General features: G+C 57.1%; 27 protein-coding genes and 8 pseudogenes. 23 read left to right on the forward strand and 12 right to left on the reverse strand.

The genetic code is table 11. The features are described 5' to 3' along the window. Positions 1–378 precede the first annotated feature (378 nt). The 8 genes and pseudogenes from EKH81_RS18140 to EKH81_RS18170 all read left to right on the forward strand — a co-directional run bounded on the left by EKH81_RS18140 (position 379) and on the right by EKH81_RS18170 (position 6994). Positions 379–1077: a hypothetical protein gene (locus EKH81_RS18140; protein ID WP_132061021.1), complete on the forward strand. Its 699-nt coding sequence runs from the start codon at positions 379–381 to the stop codon at positions 1075–1077. 356 nt (positions 1078–1433) lie between these two features. Continuing rightward, a complete protein-coding gene (locus EKH81_RS18145; protein WP_132061018.1) occupies positions 1434–1808 on the forward strand; it encodes a hypothetical protein in 375 nt (124 codons plus the stop codon). Positions 1809–1840: 32 nt separating this feature from the next. Continuing rightward, positions 1841–2710, forward strand: a complete 870-nt coding sequence (locus EKH81_RS18150; protein ID WP_132061015.1) for a hypothetical protein — start codon at positions 1841–1843, stop codon at positions 2708–2710. 79 nt (positions 2711–2789) lie between these two features. After that, positions 2790–2971 (forward strand): annotated as a pseudogene (locus EKH81_RS19910) (hypothetical protein); the annotation flags it as partial. Between the two features lie 538 nt (positions 2972–3509). Then, a complete protein-coding gene (locus tag EKH81_RS18155) occupies positions 3510–5492 on the forward strand; it encodes a hypothetical protein (protein WP_132061012.1) in 1983 nt (660 codons plus the stop codon). A 364-nt stretch (positions 5493–5856) separates the two neighbouring features. After that, positions 5857–6129 (forward strand): SWIM zinc finger family protein, encoded by a 273-nt coding sequence (locus EKH81_RS19665; RefSeq protein ID WP_132061009.1) that lies wholly within the window; start codon positions 5857–5859, stop codon positions 6127–6129. Between the two features lie 293 nt (positions 6130–6422). Beyond that, positions 6423–6638 carry a DUF8129 domain-containing protein gene (locus EKH81_RS19670; protein ID WP_132061006.1) on the forward strand — a complete coding sequence of 72 codons (216 nt, stop codon included), beginning with the start codon at positions 6423–6425 and terminating at the stop codon, positions 6636–6638. 56 nt (positions 6639–6694) lie between these two features. Beyond that, a complete protein-coding gene (locus tag EKH81_RS18170; protein WP_132061002.1) occupies positions 6695–6994 on the forward strand; it encodes a hypothetical protein in 300 nt (99 codons plus the stop codon). 388 nt (positions 6995–7382) lie between these two features. On the opposite strand, the gene EKH81_RS19475 is transcribed toward EKH81_RS18170, so the two are convergent. After that, on the reverse strand, positions 7383–7811 hold the full coding sequence (locus EKH81_RS19475) for a DUF7344 domain-containing protein (protein ID WP_202935203.1): 429 nt from the start codon (positions 7809–7811) through the stop codon (positions 7383–7385). A gap of 46 nt (positions 7812–7857) precedes the next feature. Next, a complete protein-coding gene (locus EKH81_RS18180) occupies positions 7858–8520 on the reverse strand; it encodes a helix-turn-helix domain-containing protein (RefSeq protein WP_132060999.1) in 663 nt (220 codons plus the stop codon). A 195-nt stretch (positions 8521–8715) separates the two neighbouring features. On the opposite strand from EKH81_RS18180, the gene EKH81_RS18185 reads away from it, so the two are divergent. From EKH81_RS18185 to EKH81_RS19920, 9 genes and pseudogenes are all read left to right on the forward strand, one after another. Continuing rightward, the gene (locus EKH81_RS18185; RefSeq protein WP_132060996.1) at positions 8716–9360 is read left to right on the forward strand and encodes a helix-turn-helix domain-containing protein; all 645 of its coding nucleotides are present in this window, start codon (positions 8716–8718) and stop codon (positions 9358–9360) included. A gap of 215 nt (positions 9361–9575) precedes the next feature. Next, complete coding sequence (locus EKH81_RS19915) at positions 9576–9794, forward strand: HalOD1 output domain-containing protein (RefSeq protein WP_368407736.1); 219 nt, start codon at positions 9576–9578, stop codon at positions 9792–9794. Next, the gene (locus EKH81_RS18195; RefSeq protein ID WP_132060990.1) at positions 9791–9976 is read left to right on the forward strand and encodes a hypothetical protein; all 186 of its coding nucleotides are present in this window, start codon (positions 9791–9793) and stop codon (positions 9974–9976) included. Before EKH81_RS19915 ends, EKH81_RS18195 begins: the two co-directional genes overlap by 4 nt. Before the next feature lie 142 nt (positions 9977–10118). Beyond that, positions 10119–10262 (forward strand): hypothetical protein, encoded by a 144-nt coding sequence (locus EKH81_RS18200; RefSeq protein ID WP_162224669.1) that lies wholly within the window; start codon positions 10119–10121, stop codon positions 10260–10262. A gap of 128 nt (positions 10263–10390) precedes the next feature. Then, positions 10391–11110: a DUF2270 domain-containing protein gene (locus tag EKH81_RS18205; RefSeq protein WP_132061278.1), complete on the forward strand. Its 720-nt coding sequence runs from the start codon at positions 10391–10393 to the stop codon at positions 11108–11110. A 73-nt stretch (positions 11111–11183) separates the two neighbouring features. Next, a pseudogene (locus tag EKH81_RS19675) lies at positions 11184–11389 on the forward strand (hypothetical protein). Beyond that, on the forward strand, positions 11386–12402 hold the full coding sequence (locus EKH81_RS18215; RefSeq protein ID WP_132060987.1) for a DUF7972 family membrane protein: 1017 nt from the start codon (positions 11386–11388) through the stop codon (positions 12400–12402). The pseudogene EKH81_RS19675 and the gene EKH81_RS18215 overlap by 4 nt, the downstream one beginning before the upstream one ends. Before the next feature lie 345 nt (positions 12403–12747). Then, positions 12748–12933 (forward strand): DUF7972 family membrane protein, encoded by a 186-nt coding sequence (locus tag EKH81_RS19480; protein ID WP_202935205.1) that lies wholly within the window; start codon positions 12748–12750, stop codon positions 12931–12933. A 372-nt stretch (positions 12934–13305) separates the two neighbouring features. Then, a pseudogene (locus EKH81_RS19920) lies at positions 13306–13491 on the forward strand (DUF2270 domain-containing protein); the annotation flags it as partial. On the opposite strand, the gene EKH81_RS19680 reads toward EKH81_RS19920, so the two are convergent. Then, a complete protein-coding gene (locus EKH81_RS19680) occupies positions 13416–13568 on the reverse strand; it encodes a hypothetical protein (protein ID WP_238392251.1) in 153 nt (50 codons plus the stop codon). The pseudogene EKH81_RS19920 and the gene EKH81_RS19680 overlap by 76 nt on opposite strands. 180 nt (positions 13569–13748) lie before the next feature. Here EKH81_RS19680 and EKH81_RS18230 point away from each other — a divergent pair, with 180 nt between their 5' ends. Both EKH81_RS18230 and EKH81_RS18235 read left to right on the forward strand, forming a co-directional pair. After that, positions 13749–15176, forward strand: a complete 1428-nt coding sequence (locus EKH81_RS18230) for a carotenoid oxygenase family protein (RefSeq protein ID WP_132060984.1) — start codon at positions 13749–13751, stop codon at positions 15174–15176. Between the two features lie 154 nt (positions 15177–15330). After that, positions 15331–15657 (forward strand): hypothetical protein, encoded by a 327-nt coding sequence (locus EKH81_RS18235; RefSeq protein WP_132060981.1) that lies wholly within the window; start codon positions 15331–15333, stop codon positions 15655–15657. A 306-nt stretch (positions 15658–15963) separates the two neighbouring features. Here the strand turns inward: EKH81_RS18235 and EKH81_RS18240 are convergent. From EKH81_RS18240 to EKH81_RS18250, 3 genes and pseudogenes are all read right to left on the reverse strand, one after another. Next, positions 15964–16482 (reverse strand): annotated as a pseudogene (locus EKH81_RS18240) (oxidoreductase); the annotation flags it as partial. Between the two features lie 93 nt (positions 16483–16575). Further along, a complete protein-coding gene (locus tag EKH81_RS18245; RefSeq protein WP_132061275.1) occupies positions 16576–17382 on the reverse strand; it encodes a hypothetical protein in 807 nt (268 codons plus the stop codon). Next, positions 17379–18761 (reverse strand): acyl-CoA thioester hydrolase/BAAT C-terminal domain-containing protein, encoded by a 1383-nt coding sequence (locus tag EKH81_RS18250; RefSeq protein ID WP_132060978.1) that lies wholly within the window; start codon positions 18759–18761, stop codon positions 17379–17381. The genes EKH81_RS18245 and EKH81_RS18250 overlap by 4 nt, the downstream gene beginning before the upstream one ends. Before the next feature lie 151 nt (positions 18762–18912). Between EKH81_RS18250 and EKH81_RS19685 the strand changes: the two are divergent. Together EKH81_RS19685 and EKH81_RS18255 are read left to right on the forward strand one after the other, a co-directional pair. Next, positions 18913–19023, forward strand: a pseudogene (locus EKH81_RS19685) (IS5/IS1182 family transposase); the annotation flags it as partial. Beyond that, a complete protein-coding gene (locus tag EKH81_RS18255; RefSeq protein ID WP_132060975.1) occupies positions 18990–19448 on the forward strand; it encodes a type II toxin-antitoxin system death-on-curing family toxin in 459 nt (152 codons plus the stop codon). The pseudogene EKH81_RS19685 and the gene EKH81_RS18255, both read left to right, overlap by 34 nt. Before the next feature lie 180 nt (positions 19449–19628). On the opposite strand, the pseudogene EKH81_RS19925 reads toward EKH81_RS18255, so the two are convergent. Next, positions 19629–19949, reverse strand: a pseudogene (locus EKH81_RS19925) (DUF7342 family protein); the annotation flags it as partial. 104 nt (positions 19950–20053) lie between these two features. Between EKH81_RS19925 and EKH81_RS18265 the strand changes: the two are divergent. Next, positions 20054–20872 (forward strand): annotated as a pseudogene (locus EKH81_RS18265) (IS5 family transposase); the annotation flags it as partial. 192 nt (positions 20873–21064) lie between these two features. Continuing rightward, positions 21065–21655, forward strand: a complete 591-nt coding sequence (locus EKH81_RS18270; protein ID WP_132060972.1) for a DUF8121 family protein — start codon at positions 21065–21067, stop codon at positions 21653–21655. Positions 21656–22064: 409 nt separating this feature from the next. Here the strand turns inward: EKH81_RS18270 and EKH81_RS19930 are convergent, their stop codons facing one another. The 5 genes and pseudogenes from EKH81_RS19930 to EKH81_RS18285 all read right to left on the reverse strand — a co-directional run bounded on the left by EKH81_RS19930 (position 22065) and on the right by EKH81_RS18285 (position 25534). Continuing rightward, a complete protein-coding gene (locus EKH81_RS19930) occupies positions 22065–22397 on the reverse strand; it encodes a DUF7521 family protein (protein ID WP_132060969.1) in 333 nt (110 codons plus the stop codon). 169 nt (positions 22398–22566) lie between these two features. Further along, positions 22567–22854, reverse strand: a pseudogene (locus tag EKH81_RS19935) (hypothetical protein); the annotation flags it as partial. Beyond that, positions 22847–23137 carry a hypothetical protein gene (locus tag EKH81_RS19485; RefSeq protein WP_202935209.1) on the reverse strand — a complete coding sequence of 97 codons (291 nt, stop codon included), beginning with the start codon at positions 23135–23137 and terminating at the stop codon, positions 22847–22849. The pseudogene EKH81_RS19935 and the gene EKH81_RS19485, both read right to left, overlap by 8 nt. Positions 23138–23283: 146 nt before the next feature. Further along, positions 23284–23937, reverse strand: a complete 654-nt coding sequence (locus tag EKH81_RS19490) for a hypothetical protein (protein WP_202935210.1) — start codon at positions 23935–23937, stop codon at positions 23284–23286. Between the two features lie 322 nt (positions 23938–24259). Then, positions 24260–25534, reverse strand: a complete 1275-nt coding sequence (locus tag EKH81_RS18285; protein WP_132060966.1) for a hypothetical protein — start codon at positions 25532–25534, stop codon at positions 24260–24262. Positions 25535–25661: the final 127 nt, after the last annotated feature.

Genomic DNA, 25661 nt, shown 5'->3' on the forward strand with positions numbered 1-25661 from the left:
CTCGTTCGTCCGATCGGAAGATTACTGTTATTAGGCAAGCCTTAGCTGATGAAATACTCCGTCTCTCTCACGAAGCAATCGACAAAGAACTAATCTTGACCCTGACGTAGGTGACCACCATCAAATCCGTGAATTTCGGGAGTACCTCCAAGAACGGGAAGAAACACTGTAGAGCAAAAAATATAAGACACACAAGAGATTTAACGATAATGGCTATCGAAACGTATTATCACGAACGCTGTAGCGAGTGCGGGGCCATCTGGGGTGCCCTAAAAAGTAGGGACGTCGATTATAGTGATTGCTTGAACACGAATGAAGACAGACGACGTAAAAATACTCAAGTAAACCCCATATTCCTCGTCAAAGAGACATTCCGAAATGAAAAACGAATCGTTCGTCGCCAACCGGGTCGACATCGACACGGCATGGGTCTTCAAGACGGTATCGGACGCCGAACCGTCCGCAAACATCGAAGAAGCCGTCTCTCTCGTCAACGACCTGCTCGCTTCTTTTGATGGATTCGTCTGTCCGACGAACACAGAGTACGTGCTGTGGATTCCCGAACCCGACTCGGACGGGGATGTCCCGGTAACAGGTAAGATTGAGTCGCCTAACGGACTAACCGCCGCCGAGATAACCACGGAACTCCGTGAGTATACGGACGGCGGAACGGGGACGTTCCGGCGACTCACAATCAATGGAAATAGGACACGAATCGACCTCAAAGACGGTGAGCATCTAATAGACGCGACATCCGATCGGTATCGCCAATGGACGGGTGAGGAGGTTATAGACCAGTCGCCTGTCGAAGACGTGTTTCGAATCGACGTGTTCTATAACGATAGTTCGGACGATAGGTGCAACTATTATCAGATCGCCGTTTGGACGTACACCGACATCTGGTTCGAAGACACCGAACTCGGTGAGCGGAACCGCGAACGATTGGCGGTAGCACTTGACCGATTGGTCGATGCTCTTGATGTGATCTGCGTCGACTTTGAGTCTCGGGTTATTTCCGAACACAGCCTGAAGCAGGGGGAGTTTTCGAATCTCTTCCCCGACAGAAAGAGCGAGTAACGAACACCGCTCCCGCTGCCAACATTCAAGCGTCGCCGTGTCTAACGTCTCTCTGAGCAGGCTAGCGGCTTGAATGGACACAACCGCTACAACCTCCTCGTTTCTCAAACTGTGCTGACTAGACGGTGCGGTGAAACCAGACTCGTGGTTAAAGATTCAGATAAAAAGATTATTTAGCTCAAAAAGGGAGACTCCACAACAAGATTGGCGAAAATAAGTAAAAAGCATCTACAGGACTTCATCGAGAAGTACGGCGGTGTCGATGACGAAGTTGAGTACACGGAGAACTTCCAGCAACGGTTTGTGCCGAGAATGACTCGGATCCGTTCGGTCCTTTAATAGTCACGGTCGATGGAGTGTATCTGATCGGAACCGACGATACGCACGTCGGTGTGTGGCTATCGGAAGACCTCGCGCGTCTCCTCGCTACCACGGAGGCAATCGTCACGGATTCTGAAACGATGCTTACGTTCCGCACCGGCCCGTCATATCTCGTAATCGAACCTCATGACGATGCCGAGACAGTAAACCTCACCCAGTTCCTCCTCTACTCGGGCGTTGAAGATCCCGACAAGCGACTCCCGATAGAGGAGACGTCCACAGTTTCAAAGCAGGCGTGGATCGAAGAATTGGTTCGGGTCAACCCAGACATGGTCAGGGTAACTGCGGCCTTCCCTGAAGGCGAAGGTTCGGCAGTGAAACAATGGTCTAGTGGGCTCGAAAAAAGATAAATTTTTGTCGTTAGTTCATGAAGTCCTGTTAAATGGAAGACACGACCGTAGACCGCGGTCAAGAGAGCCACGCTCTCGACCACGAGGATGATTTCGGACCGACTGCTGCCCCCAGCGATGAGTTCTTTGCAGTTGTCGACCGCGAGGTGCTCGCGGCGTTAGCCGACGTATTCAGCCACGTCGGACCCAACGCCCTCCTCTTCGTGGAAGCCAGCGAAGGTCTCAAAGCTCGAGGGATGAGCAAGCACTGCTACTGGCCGTACGTGGATATTCCCGTTGACTCGTTCCAGGTCTTCCAAACGGAGGGGGTCAAGCTCGGACTAGACACGGACGCCCTCGCAAGCGCACTTGACACCACTGACCCAGGCGAGCGTGTAGCACTTCACTACTCACCTACGGCCGGGTTCGAACTGGACACGGGGCGCGAAAGGTTCGATATCGACGGGGAGCGACCGCCGTTCGACGATTCGGACGACCAGCGGGAATCGATTCTCGAAACGTACTGGACGTACAAACACGTCGACTTTGTGATTCCGTCGGGGCGACTGGAAGCGCTGGTGAACCTCATACGGCCACATCAGCACGTGCTCATCGAAAGCGACCTCGATACGGAATGCGTTACGTTCACATTCGTGGACGCACCGGACGACCGCCCCCAGTTAGAGTTTGAGGCCACCCCGGATGATTTAGTAGAGTCTCCGTTCCTTCCCCACTGGAATAACTCGATAGCTCCGGAGAGCAAGATCTGTACGGAGTCACTGGCCCCGGCGATTGAGCCAATGCGTGGACCCGTAACAGTCCACCACAATGGCATGTTCGGGGTCCCGACAATGTTCGAGTACACTCGGGCGAACGGGCGCGTCTCTGTTGTCGCCTCGATCATGCACAAAATCGGCGAGTAGACTCCGACGCGAGGACGAACTTCGAATGGTTCGAAGCGGTGCCGTACTCGCGTAATCGACACGGCGAGTGGGCCAACACGCCCTTGCTGCATTCGTAGCCCAGTACCTCAGTACGGGCGTGGCGACCGAAGTCTACATTCACACGACGGATATCGCCGGTGGCGAGGAAGCCAAAACTGTCCTGGAGAGTGAGGGTACGAGGACTCAGTCACGTTGATCAATGGCATCCGGTTCATTGAAGATTTAGACTCAGACAACAGTTGGCGCTATTTGGTTTTTAATAGTGGACCACTACTGAGAATCCGCGGCCGCTCGGCGACCGCGCTCGCTCACTGTGTTCGCTCGCGCGGTTACCAAAGCCAACGGAGTCCGTTCATTGCGCGGGTAATTGTTGGGTGAGGATTCAAGAACATCAGGCAGAACTCTGTCTATCCTTCGCCCCCTCGAACGTTTAGACGGTTTCGGGAGGACTCCGGCGTAGTAGGAGATGTGTATACCCCCTAACTACCGAATAACAAAGAGTGACCCGCAACACTACGGTTACACATTGACTCCATTCTCGCTCGACTCGCTTTATGATCAACCAACGAGACGGATCGTGCTCAAGGATATTGCGTCATCAATGGCAATCATCTCGAATCTGGCATCGGCTAGTAGTCGCGCAGACGCACGAGAGCAGCGGATCGACGATCCTTCACGCCGGACCGATGACTTTATTTCGTCTTCATCAACATTCACCCCACCTCGACTCGACTGGAGGCGCACCTACGGTGGAGACGATTGGGACGGGTGTGATGATATGACGGAAACCGACGACGGAGGGTTCGCTCTTGTTGGGAGGACACGGTCGTTCAGCGACAGTGGCTATACTAGCTGGCTCGTACGGACGGATTCATCCGGAGAGAAACTCTGGGGGCGGGTCTTCTCAGAATCCTTCCCAAATGCGGTCGTTCGAGCGGGCGACGGCGATATCGTTGTGGCCGGGGGGAGGGGGAAATTTCTCTGGCTTGCAAAAATTGATTCTGACGGAAGGGACGTCTGGTCCAAGACCGTCGACAACTTTGCAAAAGCTTCGGCGGTCGACCGTACGTGTGACAATGGATTCGGACTCTTTGGGAGGTCATATGAAGCCTTTCAGGGGTGGGGGGTCGTCAAAGTTGACGAAAATGGTGCCCTCAAATGGGCCGATGCCTACGATCTCCCCGGAGGAAGCGGGTTCACAGCCACCGCCGATGGTGGTTTCGCCGCTGCGGTGTGGACTGGACCACGGGATCGAAGACAGGGACTACTGATCAAGTGGGATTCTGACGGGGATGTCGAATTACGAAAGGAATACGGGGGAGACGGCCACGATTATTTCAGTTCACTAACTCAATCTGGCGATGGCGGGTTCGCACTCGGTGGAAGGACTGCTCCAGAAGAGTGTGACGAAGGGCAGGGCTGGCTCGTACGAGTAGACCAGAATGGTGAGGAGAAATGGACATTCACCTCCGATGACTTACGGGAGATAACAGCTGTCGTTGAAACGTCTGATGGCGGGTTCATGTTGATCGGCGAACCCCTTTGGTTGGTGAAAATCGACGCATCAGGCGAAGAACAATGGACGACCATGCTGGAAGGTTTTCGTGCAGAGGCAGCCATGCAAGCGGCCGACGGACAGTTCGTCGTCGGAGGGAAAACAGAGAGGGGGTCTTGGGAGCAAAGCCCCCATGCTTACACAGGAGACGGTGATTTCCTGTTGGTAAAACACGAGAAGCACGAAAAATTCCCCAATACAGAGGAGTTATTGAAGCGCCCAGCATTCCCACCAACGAACGGTGAGTTTTTCTCCCCCGTAGTTTACGAAGCATCGCCAGCGAAGGCCCCTCCCTATTGGGACGTATACGAAGCCGAAAGCGGGCGACGACTCAGACGGACGCTCGAACGACGCTTCTGTCCCAATCACGACCGTGTTGAGGACGCAACTGCCGTGTTCGATGACGAGGAAATCCGAGAGATCGTTCCGTATCCTCCGCTTCGAGCCGCACTCGCGTCACTCTACGGCACCGTCGGAGAACCCGCGATCAACGCTATCAAGGATGGGCACTTCGATGCAGTCCGTCTCGGTGACGTTCCTCACGATGGGATTGCATGTATCCGTCTGCCTGAATCGGGGTCGAAAGCACCTGAGATCGTTTTCAACGACCGCCATCAGTCGCGTCACCAGTCCGAGCATCACCGCTTATTAGCGCCAGTGCTAACCCACATGACGCTTCATAGGGATTCGATGAACACCGGGCAAGAAGTGTTGATCGCGAGAGCGATTGAGGTGCTGGTGTTCGGGCAGTTTCTGCTTGAATGGCCTGAGTTAGCCACCTATCGGACGAAAGCGTCGAGACGAAACTCGACAGGTCTCCTCGCGCGGATAAATAGTCGGGACAAGGACGGTGCCCTCAGGCTGCTGACGTCGGAAGAGAACGTGTTCCCCTGTTCGGCGGTGTCCCTTCCCAGCTTCGCGGCCGGCTTCGACTGGGAAGACGATTCAGCCACACCCGGGAACGCGACTCTCAACCGGATGCTCGAAATCGTCACCAACCACTCGGTCGACGATGCCAAGTTCAGCCATGAGACAGTCGAACTACTTGATGAGCATCAAGCCGTTTTCTCCCCGCAGGAACTGGTCCAGCTCGGGCTGGTTCTTCGATTATCACTTGATCCCACCGATGACGACTGTCCCGTCGATCCAGGTGTCGGGGGTGATGCAATCCTCGATCCGAACGGCTGCACAGAATCCACTACTTGACGTGATCGTTGAATGACGAACCAAATCTGAAGGAAAAGCAGAGCGGTCATACGTCTATATTCACCCCCAAAAGTAACTGTTACAGTAGCGATAACTCACCGGTTCTCAATTACTGGAGATTCAAGAAAAGAGTCTGCAGATATGCGCCCTGTATTCAGCACATTATTTCTGACTACTGTAGGTCAAGTCGTCGGTGACAGTGATAGATACACGTTCTGTATTGCTCAGCGCCGATCCAGTCCTATCCGCAGCTGAGGGTTTCAACAAGGCTGTACAACACGGTTTTGAAACCGATTCGCTCCGTTGTTTTTGTGTGCCCCTGACGGGTGCGGGGCACTCGATTCATCGATGTCCCGGTCAACGAATGAACAGACCAGCACTCGCCCGACTAGAGACGACAAGTAGAGTCCGAAAACGCGCCCAGTACGAAGCCTTCGAGTTCGAACTTCAAGACGATGATGTGCGTGTTCGGAATCGAAGCCATGCAAATCCGGAGGATCACGAGTACATCGTCCGAATCGAAGACGACCTCCCCACTGCATGCACCTGTCCAGCGGACGTGAAGTACAGCGGGGCGTGCAAACACCGTGTTGCCGTTGCAATTCGGCAACCGATTCTCGATGCCGTCCGCCACTAACAACTGGTAGCCGACGGCGGTGTGCAGTCTCCGACTTCGAACCAATCTCCCAGCGGTGAGGAGAACGGAACCGAATCAGCAGACTCAGAAGACGACGACTGTGACTGTGCGAACCTTTCTGGTGATTTCCCGTGCTGGGAGTGCTATCGAACTGGCCGACGTGATTTCCCCGACTAGTCCGACGGTCAAAAACGAGTGATGAACTGTGCGATAGCGTCTTCACCATTGTCACTCCCCAGTACGCCGCTTTCGCTTGTTTGTATCGCCTCCAAGAGGAGCGGAGGCGACAACCAGTGAGCAACACCACAGACAATGAATCGAGCGGACTCTCACCAGAACAACGACTTGAGCCACCGAACATCCGACTCATCGACCCGAGTATTGCGACGATAGGGGACATGGACACGCTTCGTGCCTGTGTCGCCTACGAAAATACCCACCAGAATCGCATTCAGATTCTTCGACGGCTCAAGCGACGTGCAGAAGAAATCCGCTCAGAGAAGGCGTAACGCTCCGTCTCGCGGAGAGTTTTTTCGAGCCTCAAATGGGTGGAGGCTCGAAGAACATGAGTAATCAACCGAAGATAGCGATTCAACACCAGACCGCGTTTGGAGATGATGGCCAACTCTTGGTACTCGAAGGGAGCGTCGAAACCTCCTTAGAGGATTTCGGCGCAGCAGTCGACCACCGCGAGCATGATTCTCAATCGGAAAAGCCGGAAGTAGACCAATTCGGCGTCGACGACCGCCCCAAAATAGCGCGCTTGTCCGAGAGCGACCAATCCACCCTGTTCGCCGATACCGATGATGACCAGCAAACTCTGACGGGTGAGGATGCCGCCACTCGATGTCTCTTCAAAGGTTAACCAACAGAGAGCCAATATTCTACCTAGTGTTGGTTAAGAACTGCTCGGCATCTCGCAACCCACACTACGGATTCTTCCCCTGCGATGCTTTCGGGGTCGGGGGACGTTCACGGCACTTTGCGCCGTGTGCTCAGAAGACGGAGCCTCCCGGTGACCGAGACGGCCTCGCCCTTTCTGAGTCCACCAGGATGTCGGCTGTGTTACTGAGCGTCGGGCTTGGTTGAAACGGGTGGTTCGGTACGGTACGCCCCGCTCGCCGTGTTCCACCTTCCTGTGAGCAAAGCTCACCGAGGTTCCACTCTTCTGCATTTGTTGAAGAATATCATCCCACTGGATAGATAGAATAAGTTCAAAACATGATCTAATCGGTCTAGATAAGGCATTTCATTCACTCGTTGGTATCGTGTGACTCGACCAGTGTCAGGAGATCCTGTTCCAGTTCACCGCCAACAAACTGGACGTGTCCCGTTTCAGCCTCATAGTCGATAATCCGAGCTTCTTCCAGTTTTGGGAGATGGGTATGGTGAAGTGCGATCCGGACGCGTTGTCGATATTCGTCAGATTCTCGCTCTGCGTCTTCGTCTCGAATCCTGTCTGCAACGCGGTCAACGAGCGCATCGTATTCCAATGTCTTATTGGATGCGCTGTTCAGTGAGTTGAGGATAGCCCGTCGGTGTTCGTTCTCTACTGCCGATAGAATCCTATCGGGGGAAATCGGTCGCTCTCGTTCTGCAGGCCTGGAAAAATCGTCGACACCCTGCAGATCAGACACCCCTCGATTTACATTCTCATCCATGCTCACATAGCGGAGCCCCATCTGCCTGGTTCTATTCCATGGTGCACAAAGGAACCTGCCAACCCACTTACGCCTCGGGTTCGGTCTCGGGGGTGAGGAGTGCATGCCGTGTGAACGCACCGATGGCACGACGCAGACGCTCTGTCACTGCTTGATCAGAAATTTCAAGTTCGTCCGCGAGTTCTGCGGTCGTGCAGCCTCGAGGAATGTCGTAGTAACCCATTTGAACGGCAAGCATGAGCGCTTCTCGTTGTGGCTCGCTCAACCCGTACCACGGACCAACTCCTGGATTCGCAGGATTATATATACGGATTACCTTCAGTGATATGTGCGCGTCCTCACAACACGTCTGATACTGACTTAATGCCTCGCGGTGAGAGAACCGAATCTCGAAATCCCATCCGTCAGATGTTCCGGTCGCACCCAAAATTTGCCCCTCGTGGTCCAGAATGCACCGAAAGAGATGATCCCGGCTCGCATCCCAATCGAGCCTGAATAGAGTCCTGTCTTCGAACACGTCCACCTCCGTTACGCTGTTGACAGTCGGATAGCGTTGGACAGTATCGAGAAAACCGTGTTCCACCGGTTCGTAGACCCAGAAGAGCGGTACGGTAACGTCGCCACTCGGGACGAGCGTTTCGAGTTCGATAGCCGACGCCTCATCGAGATTGAGTATCTGCCCGAGTTCGAAGTCTTCGGGTGGAATTCGAACCTCCGTGATCACACTCATACTCTCTTGTGAGACTAGGTTGTTCAGGGCCCAACAAAGATAGATGACATGGTGCACCATGTTCAGCCAGTATTCAATCAGCCCTATCGGCTCGCGGAATACGCTAATTCCATCTATTGACCGTGCTTTGGCCTAGGTCGAAGCCATGGTACACCAGCCACGTCAATTATTCGTCTGTCAGACGAAGACTCCCGCATGGCGACCGTGATGGAGTTTACGAGTCCAGCAGACGAGTTTCCGCTGGGGAGCGTCTTCGAGAACCTGCCGGGAGTGACGGTCGAACTGGAGCGACTGATTCCACACGAGACGCTGATCATCCCGTACTTCTGGGTGCGTGGCGTGGAAACCGAAGACATCGAAGCCGCGTTCGACCCACACCCTGGCGTGACGGACATCCGATTGATCGATAGCGTCGAGGACGAGTATCTCATGCGTGCAGAGTGGGAACAAGAGTACTTTGGCGTTCTGAGTGCCCTGGCCAGGGCCAACGTCGCCGTGCTCACTGGGATCGGAACGAAAGACGAGTGGCGATTCGAAGTGCGCGGCGAAAGTCAGGAAGCAATCGCCGAGTTTCGGGAGGAGTGCCAGGAAAACGACATTCCGATAGAGATCACCGCTGTCCACGCAATGCTTCCGATCCAGGGGCAGGGCTACGAGTTGACCGAAACCCAGCGCGAGGCGCTGGTATTGGCGTACCAGCGTGGCTACTTCGACAGCCCGCGCGAGGCGTCGCTCGAAGAGATCGCCGACGAACTCGGTATCACCCAGCAATCGCTTTCGTCACGACTCCGGCGCGGGCATCGACGCCTCATTGGAGCGACGCTAGCCGGTTCGTTGTGACCGTTCTGGCGGACAGCATATTTATACCCCCTGTATTATCAGTATCCCTGTTCAACCGATTCAGACCGCTAGTATAGGTAGAAATGGACGCAGTTGTGTCTGGGGTCGGAGTGGAATCAGTCGAGTATCACCAAGACTCTACGACTGTTCGTACCCAGTTTGATCAGGAGAAGACACCGGCAAGCATGGCTGTTATCGCAACGCTGGCGCAAGTGATGGACGCGGACCCGGTTGAACTGAACCCGCTCCATTCTACGGTTGACCCAGACGCGTTGGATGCACTCATCTGCGTTCGCACCGGGACGGACGGAGATATCCACGTTACATTCGCGCACGAGGACCACGCGATAACTGTGTACAGCTACGGTGTGGTCAGTATCGCACCCAGCCACGAACCACCAGCGGAGAATTACGGGAGGAACGCGGGAAGATGACGTCTGAAGAGATCCCACTCACGTCGAAAGCGGAATTGAATGCTGAGCTAAAGGCCCTACTTCGCAGGGCCTACGAGAACGGACTCGATGTAGAAGGCGCATTCGAATGTCGGAATGGAGTCGAACATCCAGACTGGGACGTGATCGTCACTGAAGTCGAAAAGAACGACCACACGGAGTGACCAACTGCGAGAAACTCCGGGTGGAAGCAGGTAACGTGGCTGTGAGTGATGAGTGTTGGAACGGTGGCCGATTCGAGTTCGGTGTTGGTGGCTGATATTTAAATATGGAGACGAAGGAAGGTGCTGCCAGACGACTCTATGAATGGACGACAATCTGATTTTGAGGAACTACGACCACTTGGTGAAGCGACTCGCGTTCCCGACGACGAACTTTCTGGACGGGGGAACGTTGGGCGAGCAGAGGGACAACGAAGAGAGAGGCCGGAATCGTATCCAGATCGAATGAGATCGACACGGAGCGAGTGTTCCTCGTGCGGTGCTTCGATTCCTGCGAACCGTACCTTCTCCAGTACCTGACACTCAGAGCACGCCGTCACCATACCTGCTTATGGAGCGAGGAGATGTCTCTCCTCTATGAGCGATTCGAGTAGCGACGAGTTCGACCCTACAGCCCCAGACCAACGGGAGATCGGTCGCGAAATGGTTGACGACAGTACGGGACTCGGTTCGGTGATGGCCCACGCCTATCGCGGAGAGATAGACCGAGTGGGGACGTGGCGGCAGCGCCTCGACGAGACGACGACGTGGGCGGTGACGCTGATGGCAGCAATCTTGACGTGGGCGTTTTCGAGTGCTGATAACCCACACTATATCTTGCTAATCGGGATCGTTGTCGTCACCATCTTTCTGGGCATCGAAGCACGGCGGTACCGGGACTACGATGTCTTTCGCTCTCGTGTTCGAGTCATCCAAGAGAACCTATTCGCAAACGCCCTCGATCCGTCCCAAGGAACTGAAAGTCACGATTGGCGAGCGGAACTGAGCAGGGACTATCGCAGGCCGACACTGAAAGTATCGGTATACGAGGCACTTGCAAATCGGCTCCAGCGTGTGTACCTTGCTCTGCTCAGTGTCCTCTCGGTCGCATGGGTCTTCAGGATTACAGCGTTCGCGCCGCGCCAAGACTGGCTGACAACCGCTGGAATCGCCCGTATCCCCGGGATTGCTGTGGTTGCCGTTGTGGGTGTGTTCTACATCGTACTGCTGGGCGTCACCTTCTGGCCCCACGAGCGCCATGCCAAGGGTGAATTCCGTGAAGGAGACACGGACGACTGGAAAGAGACAGACCGATAAATCCGTTCTCCGTATAATGTACCATTTCGGTAGTGGAACGGGATATAGAGGGCTGCAGTACCTACTAGAAGTGATGTCAGAATCAGAGGCGACCCGCTGGGAGTACGAGACGCTTCGCCCGTCGAGCGATGAAACCAAAAAAGAAGCAGAGGATCCAAAAGCAGAGTTGAATCAACTCGTGCAGAGGGCTGGGAGTTCGTGGAGACGATCGACCACGAGGGAGGCGGCACCAAGTACCTCGTTTTCAAGCGACCTACCCAATCGAGTGAGCCAGTATGACTGACGAGACCGACATCAGCACGGCCAACACGATGCGTGAGCGCGCGGGCGAGAGTCGGATAAAACTCTGGGTGCTGCTTCGCGCGAACCGCCTTCTCGTCTCCACCGTCCTGACCAGTGCGATGTTCCTCGCATTCGTGATCGCCGTCTCTGTCCTCCATCCACCGTTTTCACAGCAAATCGCGTCCGGCGACATGATCGACACGATGTTCTCGACGATGATCACGGTCATCGTGACTGGGACGACACTCGTCGTCACGATCGGCCAACTCGTCCTCACCCAAGAGAACGGCCCGCTCGGCGATCAACGCGAGCGGATGGCCAGTTCAATGGATGTCCGGGACTTTACTGAAGAATTAATCGGGGCTCCGAGTCCTGCCGATCCATCCGAATTCCTCCGCCAGATCATCGGAATCACGGCACAACGGACTACGGCTCTTCGAGAGTCAATTGGCAAGAATGATGATGAGAACCTCCGAGAAGAGGTCGATGAATTCGCTGAGAGCGTCACTGGGAACGCTGACACGGTACGTGACCAACTTGAGGGTGCGCAGTTCGGCTCGTTCGATGTGGTATTCGCCGCACTGAATTTCAATTATAGCTGGAAAATCTTCCAAGTTGAACGTCTCTCGAATGAATACGAAGAGAGCCTCAGTGAGGAAGAACGCGGCTTGCTTGACGACCTCAAAACAGCGCTGGTTCTTTTTGGTCCGGCGCGCGAGCACATCAAGACACTGTACTTCCAGTGGGCACTCATCAACATGTCTCAAATGATTCTCTATGCTGCAGTCCCGGCATTGGCCGTTGCGGGTATCATGGTCGCAATCGTCGAAGCGGGGACGTTCCCGGGAAGTACACTCGGTCTCGATCACATCATCCTCGTCGTGGGCAGTGCGTTTGCGGTGACACTCGTTCCATTCATGCTGTTCGTCTCGTACGTCCTTCGCATCCTCACCATAGCGAAACGGACACTTGCCATCGAGCCGCTGCTCCTCCGCGGATCACAACGCTGAGGCGTTACAGCTCCGCTAGGTGCTCGTCTGGGATTTTAATCAATTGTTCCCGTCCCGAGTCTCGAATTCCAGAACCGACTCAGTTGAGAATGAGCCGCCCCATTGGAGAATCTGTTTCGCGAGCATCTCGAACCGCTGGATGCACGACGTTCGCCGGCCCGGGATGGAGTACGAAGACTCCCTCACCGACGAAGAACGAAGCGCGTTCAGAAGTTTGCTCGAGGCACTTACGATGTACGGGCCAGTCCGCGAGTATATCAAGGACCTCTATATCCAGTGGGCGCTGGTGAAACTCTCACGAGCCATCCTGTATGCCGCAGTGATTGCACTCACCGTCGCCGGGGGATGGTCGTCTTCGTCGATGCGACGCCGTTCTCCGCCACGTTCCTCGGCATCGAGAGCGTTCTCTGGGTTGTTATCGCCGCGTTTGCCATCTCAGCGCTGCCATTTCTCCTGTTCACATCGTACATCCTGCGGGTCGCGACGCTCGCCAAACAGACCCTCTCGATGGGACCGCTCATGCTTAGCTAACCTCCTACCAGATTCAAGCGCGTACTACGCAGGTCGCCCACGTAGTCCGAGAAGAAGCTTGCCCAGAAGCTCGAACGCACGAAGCACGCTCCGAATATCGTCGGCGATGCGAATGATGCGCCATAATCGTCTGAGCAACGGTATACGAGTCCCTTGGTACCGAGTTACAATGAAGCCCGTGGCTGGTCCGTTCGGCAGGTCGAACTCCCCATACGCTACTACGGGGCGTTCGGTTTCCGTGAGTTCGACACCGCACCGGCAGCATCATCTCGCCATCCCTGGCTCGGTGAGTCAACAGCCCCGCCCTCGTAACCTCGGAGTTGCGGATGCCGGCACGCGCTGGTTATGTGAACGGGAACCGTAGTCAGCCGCGTGACTGACTCGAACTCAGACGATATCGGCCCGACAGCACGTGACCAGCGCGAGATCTGACGAGAAATGGTCGAACAGAGCACGGGTCTGGGCTCGGTGATGGCACACGCCTACCGCGGCGAAATGAGCCAGGCGACGACGTGGCGGCAGCGTCTCGACCAAGCGACCACCTGGGCGGTGACGGTCGATTCCATCACGAGCAGTTGCTTCCTGGTCTCGTCGACGTTCGCGACGCCGGCGAGCGTTTCCTGCGACTCATACACGATCGACGGCAGGAGCCCGACGAATAAAACAGTCCGCACATCGACTGCCGACCGTGTTGCTGTGTCGTCGATGGATGGCGCTAAAGCGCAGGGTGAGCGAGTACGGCGCCGGTCCGGATACGTGAGCGTCACCGCACGGCGTGCCAACAGTCATTGTTCCATAACACCAAACAGTCCACGATGAGGAACACGTGGCGGCAGGGACTCGAAAGCCAACTCGAGGAGGTGTCCAACGAGCGTCTTCAGGTGGAGGGGTCGTTTCCGCCGTGGCTCGACGGAACGTTGATCGTGAACGGCCCCGGCGTGTTCGAGGTCGGTAACCGGCCGTTGAACCACTGGTTCGACGCGCTGGCGATGCTCAGGGGCTTCCGAATCCGCGGAGACACGGTCCGATACACCAACCGGCTCGTTCGAAGCGAGGATTTCCGCGTCGCAAGCCAGGAAGGTCGGGTTCGCCGGCCGCTGCCGGGAACGCCCGCCGATGGATCGGCGCTTCGACGGCTGTACCTGAGCCTCGCGGGCGGATTTCAGGATAATCCTTCGATCGGTGTCGTGCGGCTCGACGGCTCGGTGTACGCGGTGACGGAGAGTCCGATCGGAATCGAGATCGGTCCACACACGCTGCGGACGGTCGGCCGACGCGATCTGACGGCTGGGCTCGACGCTGACGCCACGCTCGGACATACGCACGTCGAGGACGATGTCCAGTGGGGGCTGGCGCCATCTTTCGGCCGGAGGCCGGCGTACACGCTGTTTCGGCGCGAACCGAACCAACCGCCGGAGGCGCTAACCCGGTTGCGATTCGGCTCGCACCCACCGTACGTCCACGCGTTCGCGCTGACCGAGCGGTACGCAGTCGTCCCGGAGGGGTCCTTCGGCGTCGACTTCCGGGCCCTCCTGCGCGGCGTTCCGTGGGGGCGGACGTTTCTCGATGCGTTTGAGCGACGCGAGGCGACGCCTCGATTCCACGTGATCGACCGGGAGACCGGCGCTCGAACCGCCGCCATCCCCGCGGAGCCGTTCTTCGTGTACCACTTCGCCAACGCCTTCGAGACCGGCGAGACGATTGCCGTCGACTGCGTCGTATACGATGACCTCCGTGCCATTACCGGGTTGACGGTCGAGAACCTTCGTAGCGACGACCCGACCGTACCCCGGGGCGACTTCGTCCGATACCGGCTACCGCTGACCGGGGGCCGCGCCGAACGCGAGACCCTGTACACCGGGCCTGCGGAGTTCCCGACGATCAACTACGCCGCGGTCAACGGCCGGAAATACGAGTACGCGTATCTCGCGACCATCGACAGGGGGAGTCTCCCGACGGCGATAGCGAAGGTGCGTCCCGAGACGACGGAGACGTCCAGGTGGTCGCGATCCGGCGTTCATCCCGGCGAACCGCTGTTCGTTCCCGATCCAGATGGTGATGCCGAGGACGACGGCGTCCTGTTATCGCTGGCGCTCGACTCACGTGCCGACCGTTCGGTGTTGTTCTGTCTGGATGCCACGACGCTGACTGAGCGGGCACGGGCGATCCTCCCACACCGCCTTCCCGTCGGATTCCACGGACAGTTCTACGACGCGACTGACCCACAGCGTCTGATGCAGTGACGTGACGTCCCGGGCTGTCCCCATGCCGTCGCTGACGGGACGGCGACGCGGGTGACCGCCCCGGTGTCGGATTCGTCGGGAAATCACGGCGTCCGGGAACGGGACGAGCGATTGTAGTACTCGTGACTATATGGGTCGAGCCCGTAGCACCGGTATGAGAACGACGATAGTCGAACACGACGAACGGATGCTCGCCCGGGTCGAGGGTGACGACCGGGTGTTCGAAGTGAGCTTTGACACGATCGAACCGACGGACGTCACCCTCCGGTTCGTCCGGGACGGCACCCGCGTCGGGAGCATCTACAACGACGACGGTACTGCTCGTACGATGGCACGGGTAACCACGGGGCGGGAAGGAACAGATTTCATCGGCGTCGAGGTGCCGAAGGATTTCGTCGCCGAACTGCTCGATGTCGCATCCGAGGCGGGACGGATTACCGACGAGACCGCTCTCGAAGGCTACCGACTACGGGTGTTTTAAGTTGCGACCTCACGACCACTCGTACTTCTGCTTCGAGAGGTTGGTTGCGGACCGGACACCGCTACGCGGGCCAGTCTCAACGGGATGAACTGTAAAGCGTATACGAGCGTTCTGATCCGGACGGCAGACGAGGGAACTCCCGCGGAGATCAACGCGGCGTGTATACCCAGGGGCAAGGCTTCTTCTCGATATCGGAAAATCACGGAGGAATTGACTCCGGAAGCGCACCGAGATACACCGTGGATCGAGACGTACCTGGCGATGAGTTCCGGGACGTCGTTGGATGGATAAAAGAGTTCGTTGCCTTCAGACGGAGTGTCGATCCCATTCCGCCACGTCGATCGTCAAGTTGGCCTCTCGAAGCCCGTCGGCGAGGGGGGAACCGATTCCAGATGCCGGTGTGAGTACCCCACCCGCAAGCGGCGAATCGATCCGTCCGTCGACTAGACACATGGCTGCCTCACTAACCATTCGTGCGGTCGCACCGTAGCCTGGGTCGAGGTCTGCACCGATCCGGCATTCTACCACGAACGGACCCTCTGTGGCAGTCCCACGGCCGAGGACTCGGATGGTAAAGTATCCGTTTTCTATCTGTTCTCTCATCGGCCCCTCGCCGGGATCCGGAAACACGAATCGAGACAGCCCTTCCCGTGTCGGTCCGAATTTCATCGCCGCGGTAGCGGCTCTACTCCCGGCAGCAATCGCACCCGCACGCACGAGTCCGCCGATCCCGCTATCCGTCGGCACGACTTCGGTACACTCGAATTCCCGACCCCACGGATAGCCTCGTATCGCGTTGCCACGGCGGATCACCCGCTCGTTTACTTCTCGTCGGTCGCTCTCATCTCCAGTCATACGTCTGCTATCTCGAGAGTAAGTGGGGGGCGATGTCTGTCAACAGAGTGGAGAAGGGAGGGGTCAGCGAACGGCCGAGATGAGTCGGCGGCCGACGGCCTCAACACCGCCGAGGAGCAGTCCCGGCAGGAACCAGACCGCCCACGCCGTGGGATAGCCGACCGGCGACCCACCAGTCACTACCGCTACCGCTGCCGCAGCCGTGATGATACCGACCGCGAGGACGGGCGTCACGAGGCCGTGACGCGCGAGCAAATAGACGACGACAAGCGTTCCGACGAATCCACCGACGAGACTGAACCCGAGCAAGGTCATGTCGCCGAAGCTGCCTTCGAGGAGGTATACTGGAGCCACAGCGAGGAGAGCGAACACGCCACCGCTCGTCGCTCCGACTCGGAACGCATCTCGGCGCGTCCGACGTCGAGACGCGGAAGCGTCGTCCTCGGCGAACCTTCTCAGACCGGGAAGCACGGGTTCGACGACGCCGACAATGCCGACGAGTAGGAGTACCCACGGGCTGATACCGACTAATCGAGCGAGGACGGGATTGCCGGAGAGGACGGTTTCGCTTCCGATACGAACCGCCGTCACACCCGGTCGAAACAGGCTCCACCCCGCGGCTCCGCCGACTCCCGCAATTGCAATTGCAGCCGCCGTTGGACGGCCACGTGCGGACCACCACCAGCCGACGAGGCCAAGAAGTCCGAGCATCACGCCGCTCACTGTGACGGTCGCGAATTCTCCGGCGTCTGCCGGAATTGGATAGCCATTCGCAAATGCAGTGATACCAAACAGCGTCGGGACGACCGCCGCGACGAGCGCCGGACGTGCCAGCCGACGTGGGTCAGTGAGTATTTTACGGGAACTCACTGTACTCCCTCCTCGAGCGTCGAGAGAACGATAGGCCACGACTTCTCTGCGGCCCGTGTGAGGCCGTCTGCGGACCCACCTAGTGCAGTCGTGGTCCCGGGGAGCGGACTGTCGAACGCGGTTAACCCGGTGGTCGGCTGATACGGGAACGAGACGGCGTGACCCGCCGCCTCAGTCGTGACGTGACGGACGGGGTACGGATGGTCGTGGTCACGGAGTCGCCTCGTCACCATCTGCCCGAACCTGGCCGACGGCCACAGTTTGTCATCGTCACCCGATACCAGCGTCACCGGGCCGTCAATGTTCTCGACCGGAATCGTCGCCTCGGCGATTCGCTCGTCGCTCGCCTGCTCCAGACCGACTTCGTAGGTCGGCCGGAGCGACACCGACTCCCCGAGCGGCCACGACGCGACGTAGTCGCCGACGACCGATGGTGGGAACGCGGTCGGGACGAATGGCACGGGTTCGCCATTGAGCGTCCACGATGAGATTGTCTCGCCTCCGTAGGTCAGTCCCGCCCAGACGACGGCCGACGGTGCATATGCCACGACGGCCCCGACCCAGTCGAAGGTCGCCCCGGCGAGTAGCGCCATCTCGGCTCCCTTGGAACTCCCGAGGAGGCCGACGGGGGCGTCCCGGACGGCCGGGAGACCGCGTAGCCACTCGTAGCCACGTTCGAGGTATTCGAGTGGGACCTCGGCTAGTTGGTCCGGAAGCGGGTCCGGCGGACCGAAATACTGCGGGGCGAATACTGCGTACCCGTGGGCGGCCAGCATGAGTGCGGTCCCGTAATCCGGCCGGCCGCCCGAACCGTGGAGGGCGATAACGCTGGGGAATGGCCCGTCACCGCGTGGCCGAAACAGCCGTCCGATGAGCCCGTCGGGCGACTCCCGTGCTTCGAGGTTCTCGGGACCGATCCGCCGAGTTATCGTCTGCCGACCGATTCGTTGCCCGTCGACGCTTGCGGTGAGCGTCAGCCGGCTATTGTCCTCCGGCGGAACGAATATCGATGTGTCGCCGTCAGCCGGTCGCATCGACCAGACCAGACCCATCGGAGCGACGCCGTCGTAGGTCCCTGCGTCCGGAGCGTGCTTCGTGATGTCGACCACGCCGTCTGGGGGTGCTGTGAATTGCGCGAACGAAGACCACTGACTGCCCTTGCGGTCGACCGTTCGCGCTGTGAGCACCACGGCTGCATTCGGTGTTACGTCACGTACTTGGAGTGTGAACGGTTCGTCGTACTGTACCGTCTTCGGGGAAACCCGGAGTTCTCCATTTACGTTCGTCAAGTCTTCGTCGCCTGTAGATTCGGCTCGGCCGACCACGCCGGTAAGAGTTCCGGCAGCGATACACTGGAGGGCGGAGCGACGCGAAACCATCGTATTGACACTAGCTTATGGCAACATAGTTATAAAAAGCAGGAAATAGTCTGGACTACTCGCGAGTTCGGAGGCAAATACTTCGACTTGCGCTTCGCCGTCCTTGTTGAAACCCTTGCTGGCAAACATGACCGGTGAGTATCTGTGGAAAATGGATGCCCTGCCGAAGTCGCGACTTCTTCAATTCGCTAAACGGGCTATGATACTGGCTCGCCGTGCTGTGGCACAATTCTCGACACGCTATTCACGGAAGCGGTTTACATCGAATATTCCGTCGAACATATCCAAGAAGGCCATTTCGGTCAGGTTCCCGAGTCGCTCCACGAGAAGGCATATCAGCTACTGCGACTCATTGCGGCGAATCATCCATTCGTCGATGGCAACAAGCGAACGGCGCTCATGTCGACCCGGGTTTTCTACGCGCTGAATGGCCGCCGCTTTGACTACAATCGGGAGATCAAAGAGATCCTGAAGGTGCTCGCGACAGATAAGGGAAGTGTCGATGAGGACGACGTGATCGAGTATCTACGAGCGCACACAGAGCCGCTTGCCGAGTACGAAGCGACCATCAACCTGTGGCTGGCACGTATTGAGGGCACAGAACAGCTACCCACGGAGCACGACACAGTCGATCAGGAACCCAATGAACCGAACGATTATGACGACGACGCCCATAGTGAGGAGTAAGGATGACCGCTGAAAGTGAGTAGCCCGAGATTCCCGATGAGATGTCCCCCGAGGAGGCACGGCAGTATCTCATCCGGTTCCTCGGACGTCAGGATCTCGACGAACACGAGGAAATCTACGAAGAGCTCGCAACCGAATAGCAGTCGCAGTCAGCAAGAAAACCTGGATGTGAGTCGAGAATTAGCCCGTGACGCGGTCTGCCACATCAGTCATCCGTTTACGAGCGGCTTCGACGTCCGAATAGAGTGCCAATGCGTGTTTGATGAATCGGCGCTCATCCCCGTTCTCTTGCCAACACGAGATTACATCGCGGCGTTCGCGAATATCGGCACTTGAGAGATTACTGTCAGCGAGCGACTGTTCGAGCTCCTCCCACGTCTCGACGTCGTAGGTCGCCTGCCATGTCTCAATTTCCTCGGTGAGCGCGGCCAATTCGTTCCGCAGTTTCTCGCGCGTGCTCTCCTCGATGAGCGTGCGGATTTCCTCGAATACCAGTCGCGTTTGACATCCTCCTCCGGCTTCATCCGGAGGAGGTTGTCAATCAGGGTTTTTCGGCTCTGTCGAAATCCTCGGAGAGTTACAGGTTCGTCCGGTAGTCTAACCGGATGCAGGCCCTCCCAAAGTCGCAGTTGCTTCGGTTCGTTGAGCAGGCGTATCACTTGGCTCGACGAGCTGTTGCCCGCTACTCGTCGAAGTTCTCGAAACGCCGGTACATACTTCACCAGCACATCGTCTTGCTCTGTCTCAAGGTACGGAAGAATACGACGTACCGGATGCTTCTTGACGAACTTATCGAGATGCCCCGAATTCGGAGTGCCATCGGTCTGACGGAACTCCCCTCTCCCTCAACGTTGTGTAAAGCGTTCAACCGACTCGACATGGCGGTCTGGCGCGTTCTGCTCAACCCCTCGGTCACACTCCTCCCGACCAACGGTGTCGTTGGGATTGATGCCTCCGGTTTCGACCGCAGTCACGTCTCGAAGCACTACACGAAACGAACAAAGCTGACGATTCAGCAGTTGAAAGTTACACTTCTCGTAGACACGAGAGCGAACGCCATCATTGACTTACACGTGACGACGACCCGAAAACACGACTCGAAAATCGCGCCGTCTCTCATCAAGCGGAATACCAATGATGTAGCGATTCTCCTCGGCGACAAGGGATACGATGATCAGAAGATTCGCGCATTAGCCCACGAAGAGGATGTTCGCCCGGTCATCAAGCATCGAGAGTTCTCGTCACTTCACAGGGCGTGGAACGCTCGACTGGACACCGACCTCTATGGCCAACGGAGTCAGAACGAGACGGTGAACTCTCGGCTTAAACGCAAGTACGGTGCATTCGTCCGCTCACGACGCTGGTGGAAGCAGTTCCGGGAACTCATTATCGGCTGTCTCACTCACAACATCGACAAGGCACTCAGAACGTTCGATAGAGGAAATGTAGTGATATCGGGGTTTATCGCCGATCGGGAATTCATGAACCCCCCGTGAAAGATACAGAGCGCGTATTTAGCGCACAATCACGCGCTGACTTCTCAAAAGAGAGTGCTCAAGTTCGGGATTGATACCCGCTTCTTAACATTCTTGATGCCGCCGGTGAAATCCCCATTTATGCGCCGTCGCGCATTCCTCGCGTCCGCCCTGACCGCCGCCTCCACCACCGCTGCGGGGTGTAGTGCTGTCGACTCACGAACCGAACACACGGACCCGACAGTAAAAACCGACGACAATCCCCGGGATGATGGGAAATATCTCGAATTTCGCGAAGACGGCACTGACCTCGCTACCGTGGGCGTTGATCCCAGGTTTGCCCCCTTGCCGAACCATTTCCACACGTCGATTTCGCACCCTGAGGATACCGAACTGCAGTCGCTTACACAGCGGTTTGTGGCACTGGGCGGTGACGGCACCCCGCCACAGCTCTCGCTCCAAGGTCCGTTTATGGGCGACCACGAACCCCATCCGTCCGTATCACTGTTCCGAGAGGGGACGGCTGCAGTCGTCGAAGTCCACCGGTTCGGCGAGATCGCCAACGAGACCGTATTCATTGACCTCCCCGTCACCCGGTGGCCGGAGTCGGCCCGACGAGTCGTCGTCGAAAGCACCGTCAAACTCGTCAAGCCGAGGATACCCGACCGAACACACGTCCTCGACGGACAACTCGAATTCGAGGTTCCCGCTGAGACCGAAGCCAGTGAATGAACCGCTCAACACGCACATCTACCTAACGGTTGTTTCAGCGACGATAATGTCGAACGCATAGGATTTAAACAGACCCGCATTTCTCGTTGTAGTGAACACTGCCTGAGTGACGCCTGCTCTCGGTCCTAAGCGTCTAGAACTTCACAGAGAAATTTGAATCGCGACATTCGACAGATGAGGACAGTCTGGACTCCGGGCTTTCGATTGTGGAAGGGCTCGCCAAGACTCACAACTAAGAAGTAGAAATTGCGGAGGCTGATGACGGAGTACGCGATTCGAGATGACGAATATAAATCAGTGACCCGCCGGAATCGATAATTGCGGACTGTGTGCAGTGTATTCAGTACGACCGCTGAAAAGTATCACTGATAGAGAGATGCAGCAAGGCCATTTATTTATGTCAGGATATCTAGTATAATCCTCGATCTGTCGCAATTTGGAGAGAGTAGGCGATACAGGATAGACCCACGAGTTGAGTCACTCTGACGAGCAAGCGGAACACATCTTGGAGGTGAATCGGGACAATACGGAATGCGATGAGTCCCTGTCCGAAGACTGCAAGTACGTACGTCAGTCCGAAGAGCAGAATCATTCCGAGCGAGAGCCAACGCATCGACCGATCGGAATTCCTTCGAAGTCCGCGGTAAGCTTGATAGCCGATGTATAGCCCAATTATCGCAGAGCCCGTCGCGACGGCACCAGCGAGCAACCCGATTGGCGAACTGAATTCGATACCGAACATCAAAACTGCCCCACATCTGCGTCAGCTGGTCGGCGACGTCATCGCTCCGACGGTCGATGTCCCACGTAAGTTCCCCGTTTTGTACCGTGAGTTTGAATTGATTGAGTCGGGAGACGTACACCGTCTCGTGATGACCGTCAGACCGCGGCCGCGTTTGTTCTTCGATGAAGTTGACCTCGCGTAGTTGGTCGATTCGCCGGTAGATTGACGACGTGGAGAGACCACAGTGGTCGCTGAGTTCGTTGGCCGACAGCGGTGCCTCGCTCGTCGCCGTCAAAACCGACCGTATATGCCCGTCGTCAAGCAACGAGACGACGGTCGCAAGCTCGACGTCGGCCATATCATTCTCACGTGCCATCCAATCCGTGTATACGTTCTGGGTTTCACATTTGATCAACTCCGCGACATCAAATCGGGTTCGGTCACTCCACAACGACCGAACCGTCCTCTCACTCATCGATTTTCCCCCCTCCCCGTAGGTCGAGGCCGAAGAGAACGTGGTGGCTCACAGTGCCGGTTGAGTACACGAGGTTCACGTCGGTCGCGTTCGGATGGTCGTTCAGGTCGATCGTTACCTCTGCGCCGGCCTTGACAGTATCATTCCTGGTCCAGAGCGGTTGTTTGCCGATTTTTCCGGGGTAAGACGGTTGATCGACATCGTAGTAGAGCCTGTCAGCGGGCACGGACTCGCCCGCCTCGTGGCGGAGCGTAACGCTCTTTGCTTCTTCGTCGTGGGTCATTCCCCACGTCACCTGCGGGAGTTGGTACTCAGGGTCCAGTCATTCGGTGGGGCGGAGCGGCACTCGGGTTTCAACCGTGGCGAGTCTTTCGTCAATTTGAACGTCGAACGTGTCGGCTTCGTCAACGAATCTGTAATCGTGGTCTTTTAGCGCTGTTTCGAGCGCCTTCCGTGTGGGTACCCTGTTCTTCTCGTAGAGATAGTGAACCACCTGATAGGCAGTATCAACGTCGAATCTCCCTGCGACCGATGTGAGTCGCTCAACGGCGGCGTTCTCTTCGTGGTACCTAGAACGGCGCCTTTGCCCGCGTCAATGAGTGCTTCGAGGTTCGGAGCATCATGTCGGTACTCGTTCGTCCACACGACGACATCATTACCGAACGCAACGTGGCGTGGCACGTCTGACCGAGCAAACACTTCGTAGCCGCGGTACTCAGCGCTCCGCTCGTAGCCGGTGTCGGCAATCGTCTGAAGGACGCTCTCGCGGTCGAAATTTGCTTCAATGACCGTTCCGACGCTGGAGTTGATGAGTCGGTCGTAGTTCTCGAAGCCGATCCCGAAGTGATCGAGGTCTGTTTTGGCGTGTACACGGCGAGCAACAGCCAGCTCAGGGGCGTCAAGGGGGATATCCTTCGGTCTTAGAATGGTGAAGTAGTACTGCTCGACCGGGGTATCGAGGGTCGACAGAGCTGGTATCCACCGTCGGTACTCGGGTTTGCCTGCAGGAGGGACACCAACACGGCCATAGCGCTGTTGGGCACCGAGTGGAGGGAGACCGGACAAGCGCCCAGCAGTCGTCATCGAAAGCGAAGCCATGAGTCCAGCGGTACACTTCGAAAGGAACTCACACCGAGGTCGGTCGCTGGAGGGCCGATGTGAATTGGGGGACATGCGGCAGTTCAGGTATCAGACGAAGACTCCATATAATTGAACCATCAACCGTGGGCGAGTGCAGACCGTCGATAGATATATATCCTGCATTATGGGACAGTTGTTAAAATTTGTGGTTACCGGTTTCACAGCCGACTTGGGATTATGCCGGAGGGTGCATGCTTCCGTGGCGGGCTATGCGCTCACCGTCGAAGTTTCCGACTGCTCTCAAAAAAAAAATGTCTGCGGGTGGTTATTTTGCGCTCTCGTTTCGGGTGATGTCGTAATTGAACCCGATAACGTTCTCGGGCATGACCTGAAGGTCCCAGCTACCGGCTTCTGGGTCGTCGATCTGGTAGACGAACTCTTGTCCGCCGCTCCGAACCAAATACTCGCCCTGTTGCTGAGCGTTCGGATTGTTCGACTCGCTCAAATCGACCGTGCCGCGGTCGCTCACTTGGACACGTTCTGCGGTGACGGTCGTCCCGTCGGGCTTGACGAAGGTGATGTCGAAGTCCGCGGGAGCAGAGTCCGAACTGTCACCATACCCGGACCGTGGCGAGAGCGTGAGCGTGACGTTCTCGGCGTCCTCGCTCACTTCGAAGGAAGTCTCGAACGCTTCGTCGGGCTGGTTCCAAACCTCGAGCCTCATGGAGACTTCCTGCCAGTGGTTGTTGTTATCGTCGCGGTTGGGGTCTTTCAGACCGAGGTCGAGATTCCCGCGGTAGCGGTTGCTCTCAGCGTTCTCGGGTGGCGACATCGTCACAGTAACAGTCGCGGTCTCGCCGGGGGCGACGTTCGAGGGTGCTTCGATGTTCAGCCACGCAGGATCGATTTTTGAGGAACTGCCACCGTAGGTTCGATGACGGTCGTCCCTGAGTTGCGGGCTGAGCGGGACGGCTTCATCGCCGGTGTTCTCGACGACGATCTCTTTGGTCGTGGTATCTCCGGCCTCAGCCTGCCCGTGGATATAGGTGTTGGAGACGATGTCGACGGTCGGTTCTTGCCACACACGGACGTTAACACTGGTAGCGTGGACCGGACGCTCAGGACGACCGGGGTAGGTCACTTTCTCGTCGGTAAACGCGACTTGACCGCTGTAGCGGCCCATCTCTGCATCTTCGGGGACGGAAACAGTGACGGTGAACTCCTGTTCTCCGTTTGCGGCAACGGTGGAGTCACCGTCGATGGTGACCCACGACTCTTCGAGGAGGTTTTCTCCGACCGGTGGCACGTAGACGTGCGGATCGAGGTCAATGTCGGAGTCCTCGCGGTTTGTCACTGTGACGGTGAATTCCGTTGACTCGCCCGGCTTAAGCTCGGGATAGTCGTAGTCGCTTTCGACGTAGAGTTTGGTGTAGTCGGACGAATTCGAATCAGGGTCAGTCTCGTTCTCGGTAGTATCTTGTATCGACGATACGTCTTGTCCATTCAAGGCGGTCGAATCGGTGGTTGACGGCGTGTGGGCTGTCACGGCCGGTAACGCACCGACGACCAGTATGATGAGGGCTAGTGCTCGAAGTTTCATGGTTCTGTTGCAACTCCCGCTCACGGAGGGCCTACGCGTGGAGGGCGCTCGCGGGTAGCGGGGTTGCGTAGTGTGGACAACCCGCCAACAATATATATGTCTAACGTATTATATTTTCTGCCTACAC

This window comes from Halorussus amylolyticus, from assembly GCF_004143485.2.
In the GTDB taxonomy this organism is placed as follows: Archaea; Halobacteriota; Halobacteria; order Halobacteriales; family Haladaptataceae; genus Halorussus; species Halorussus amylolyticus.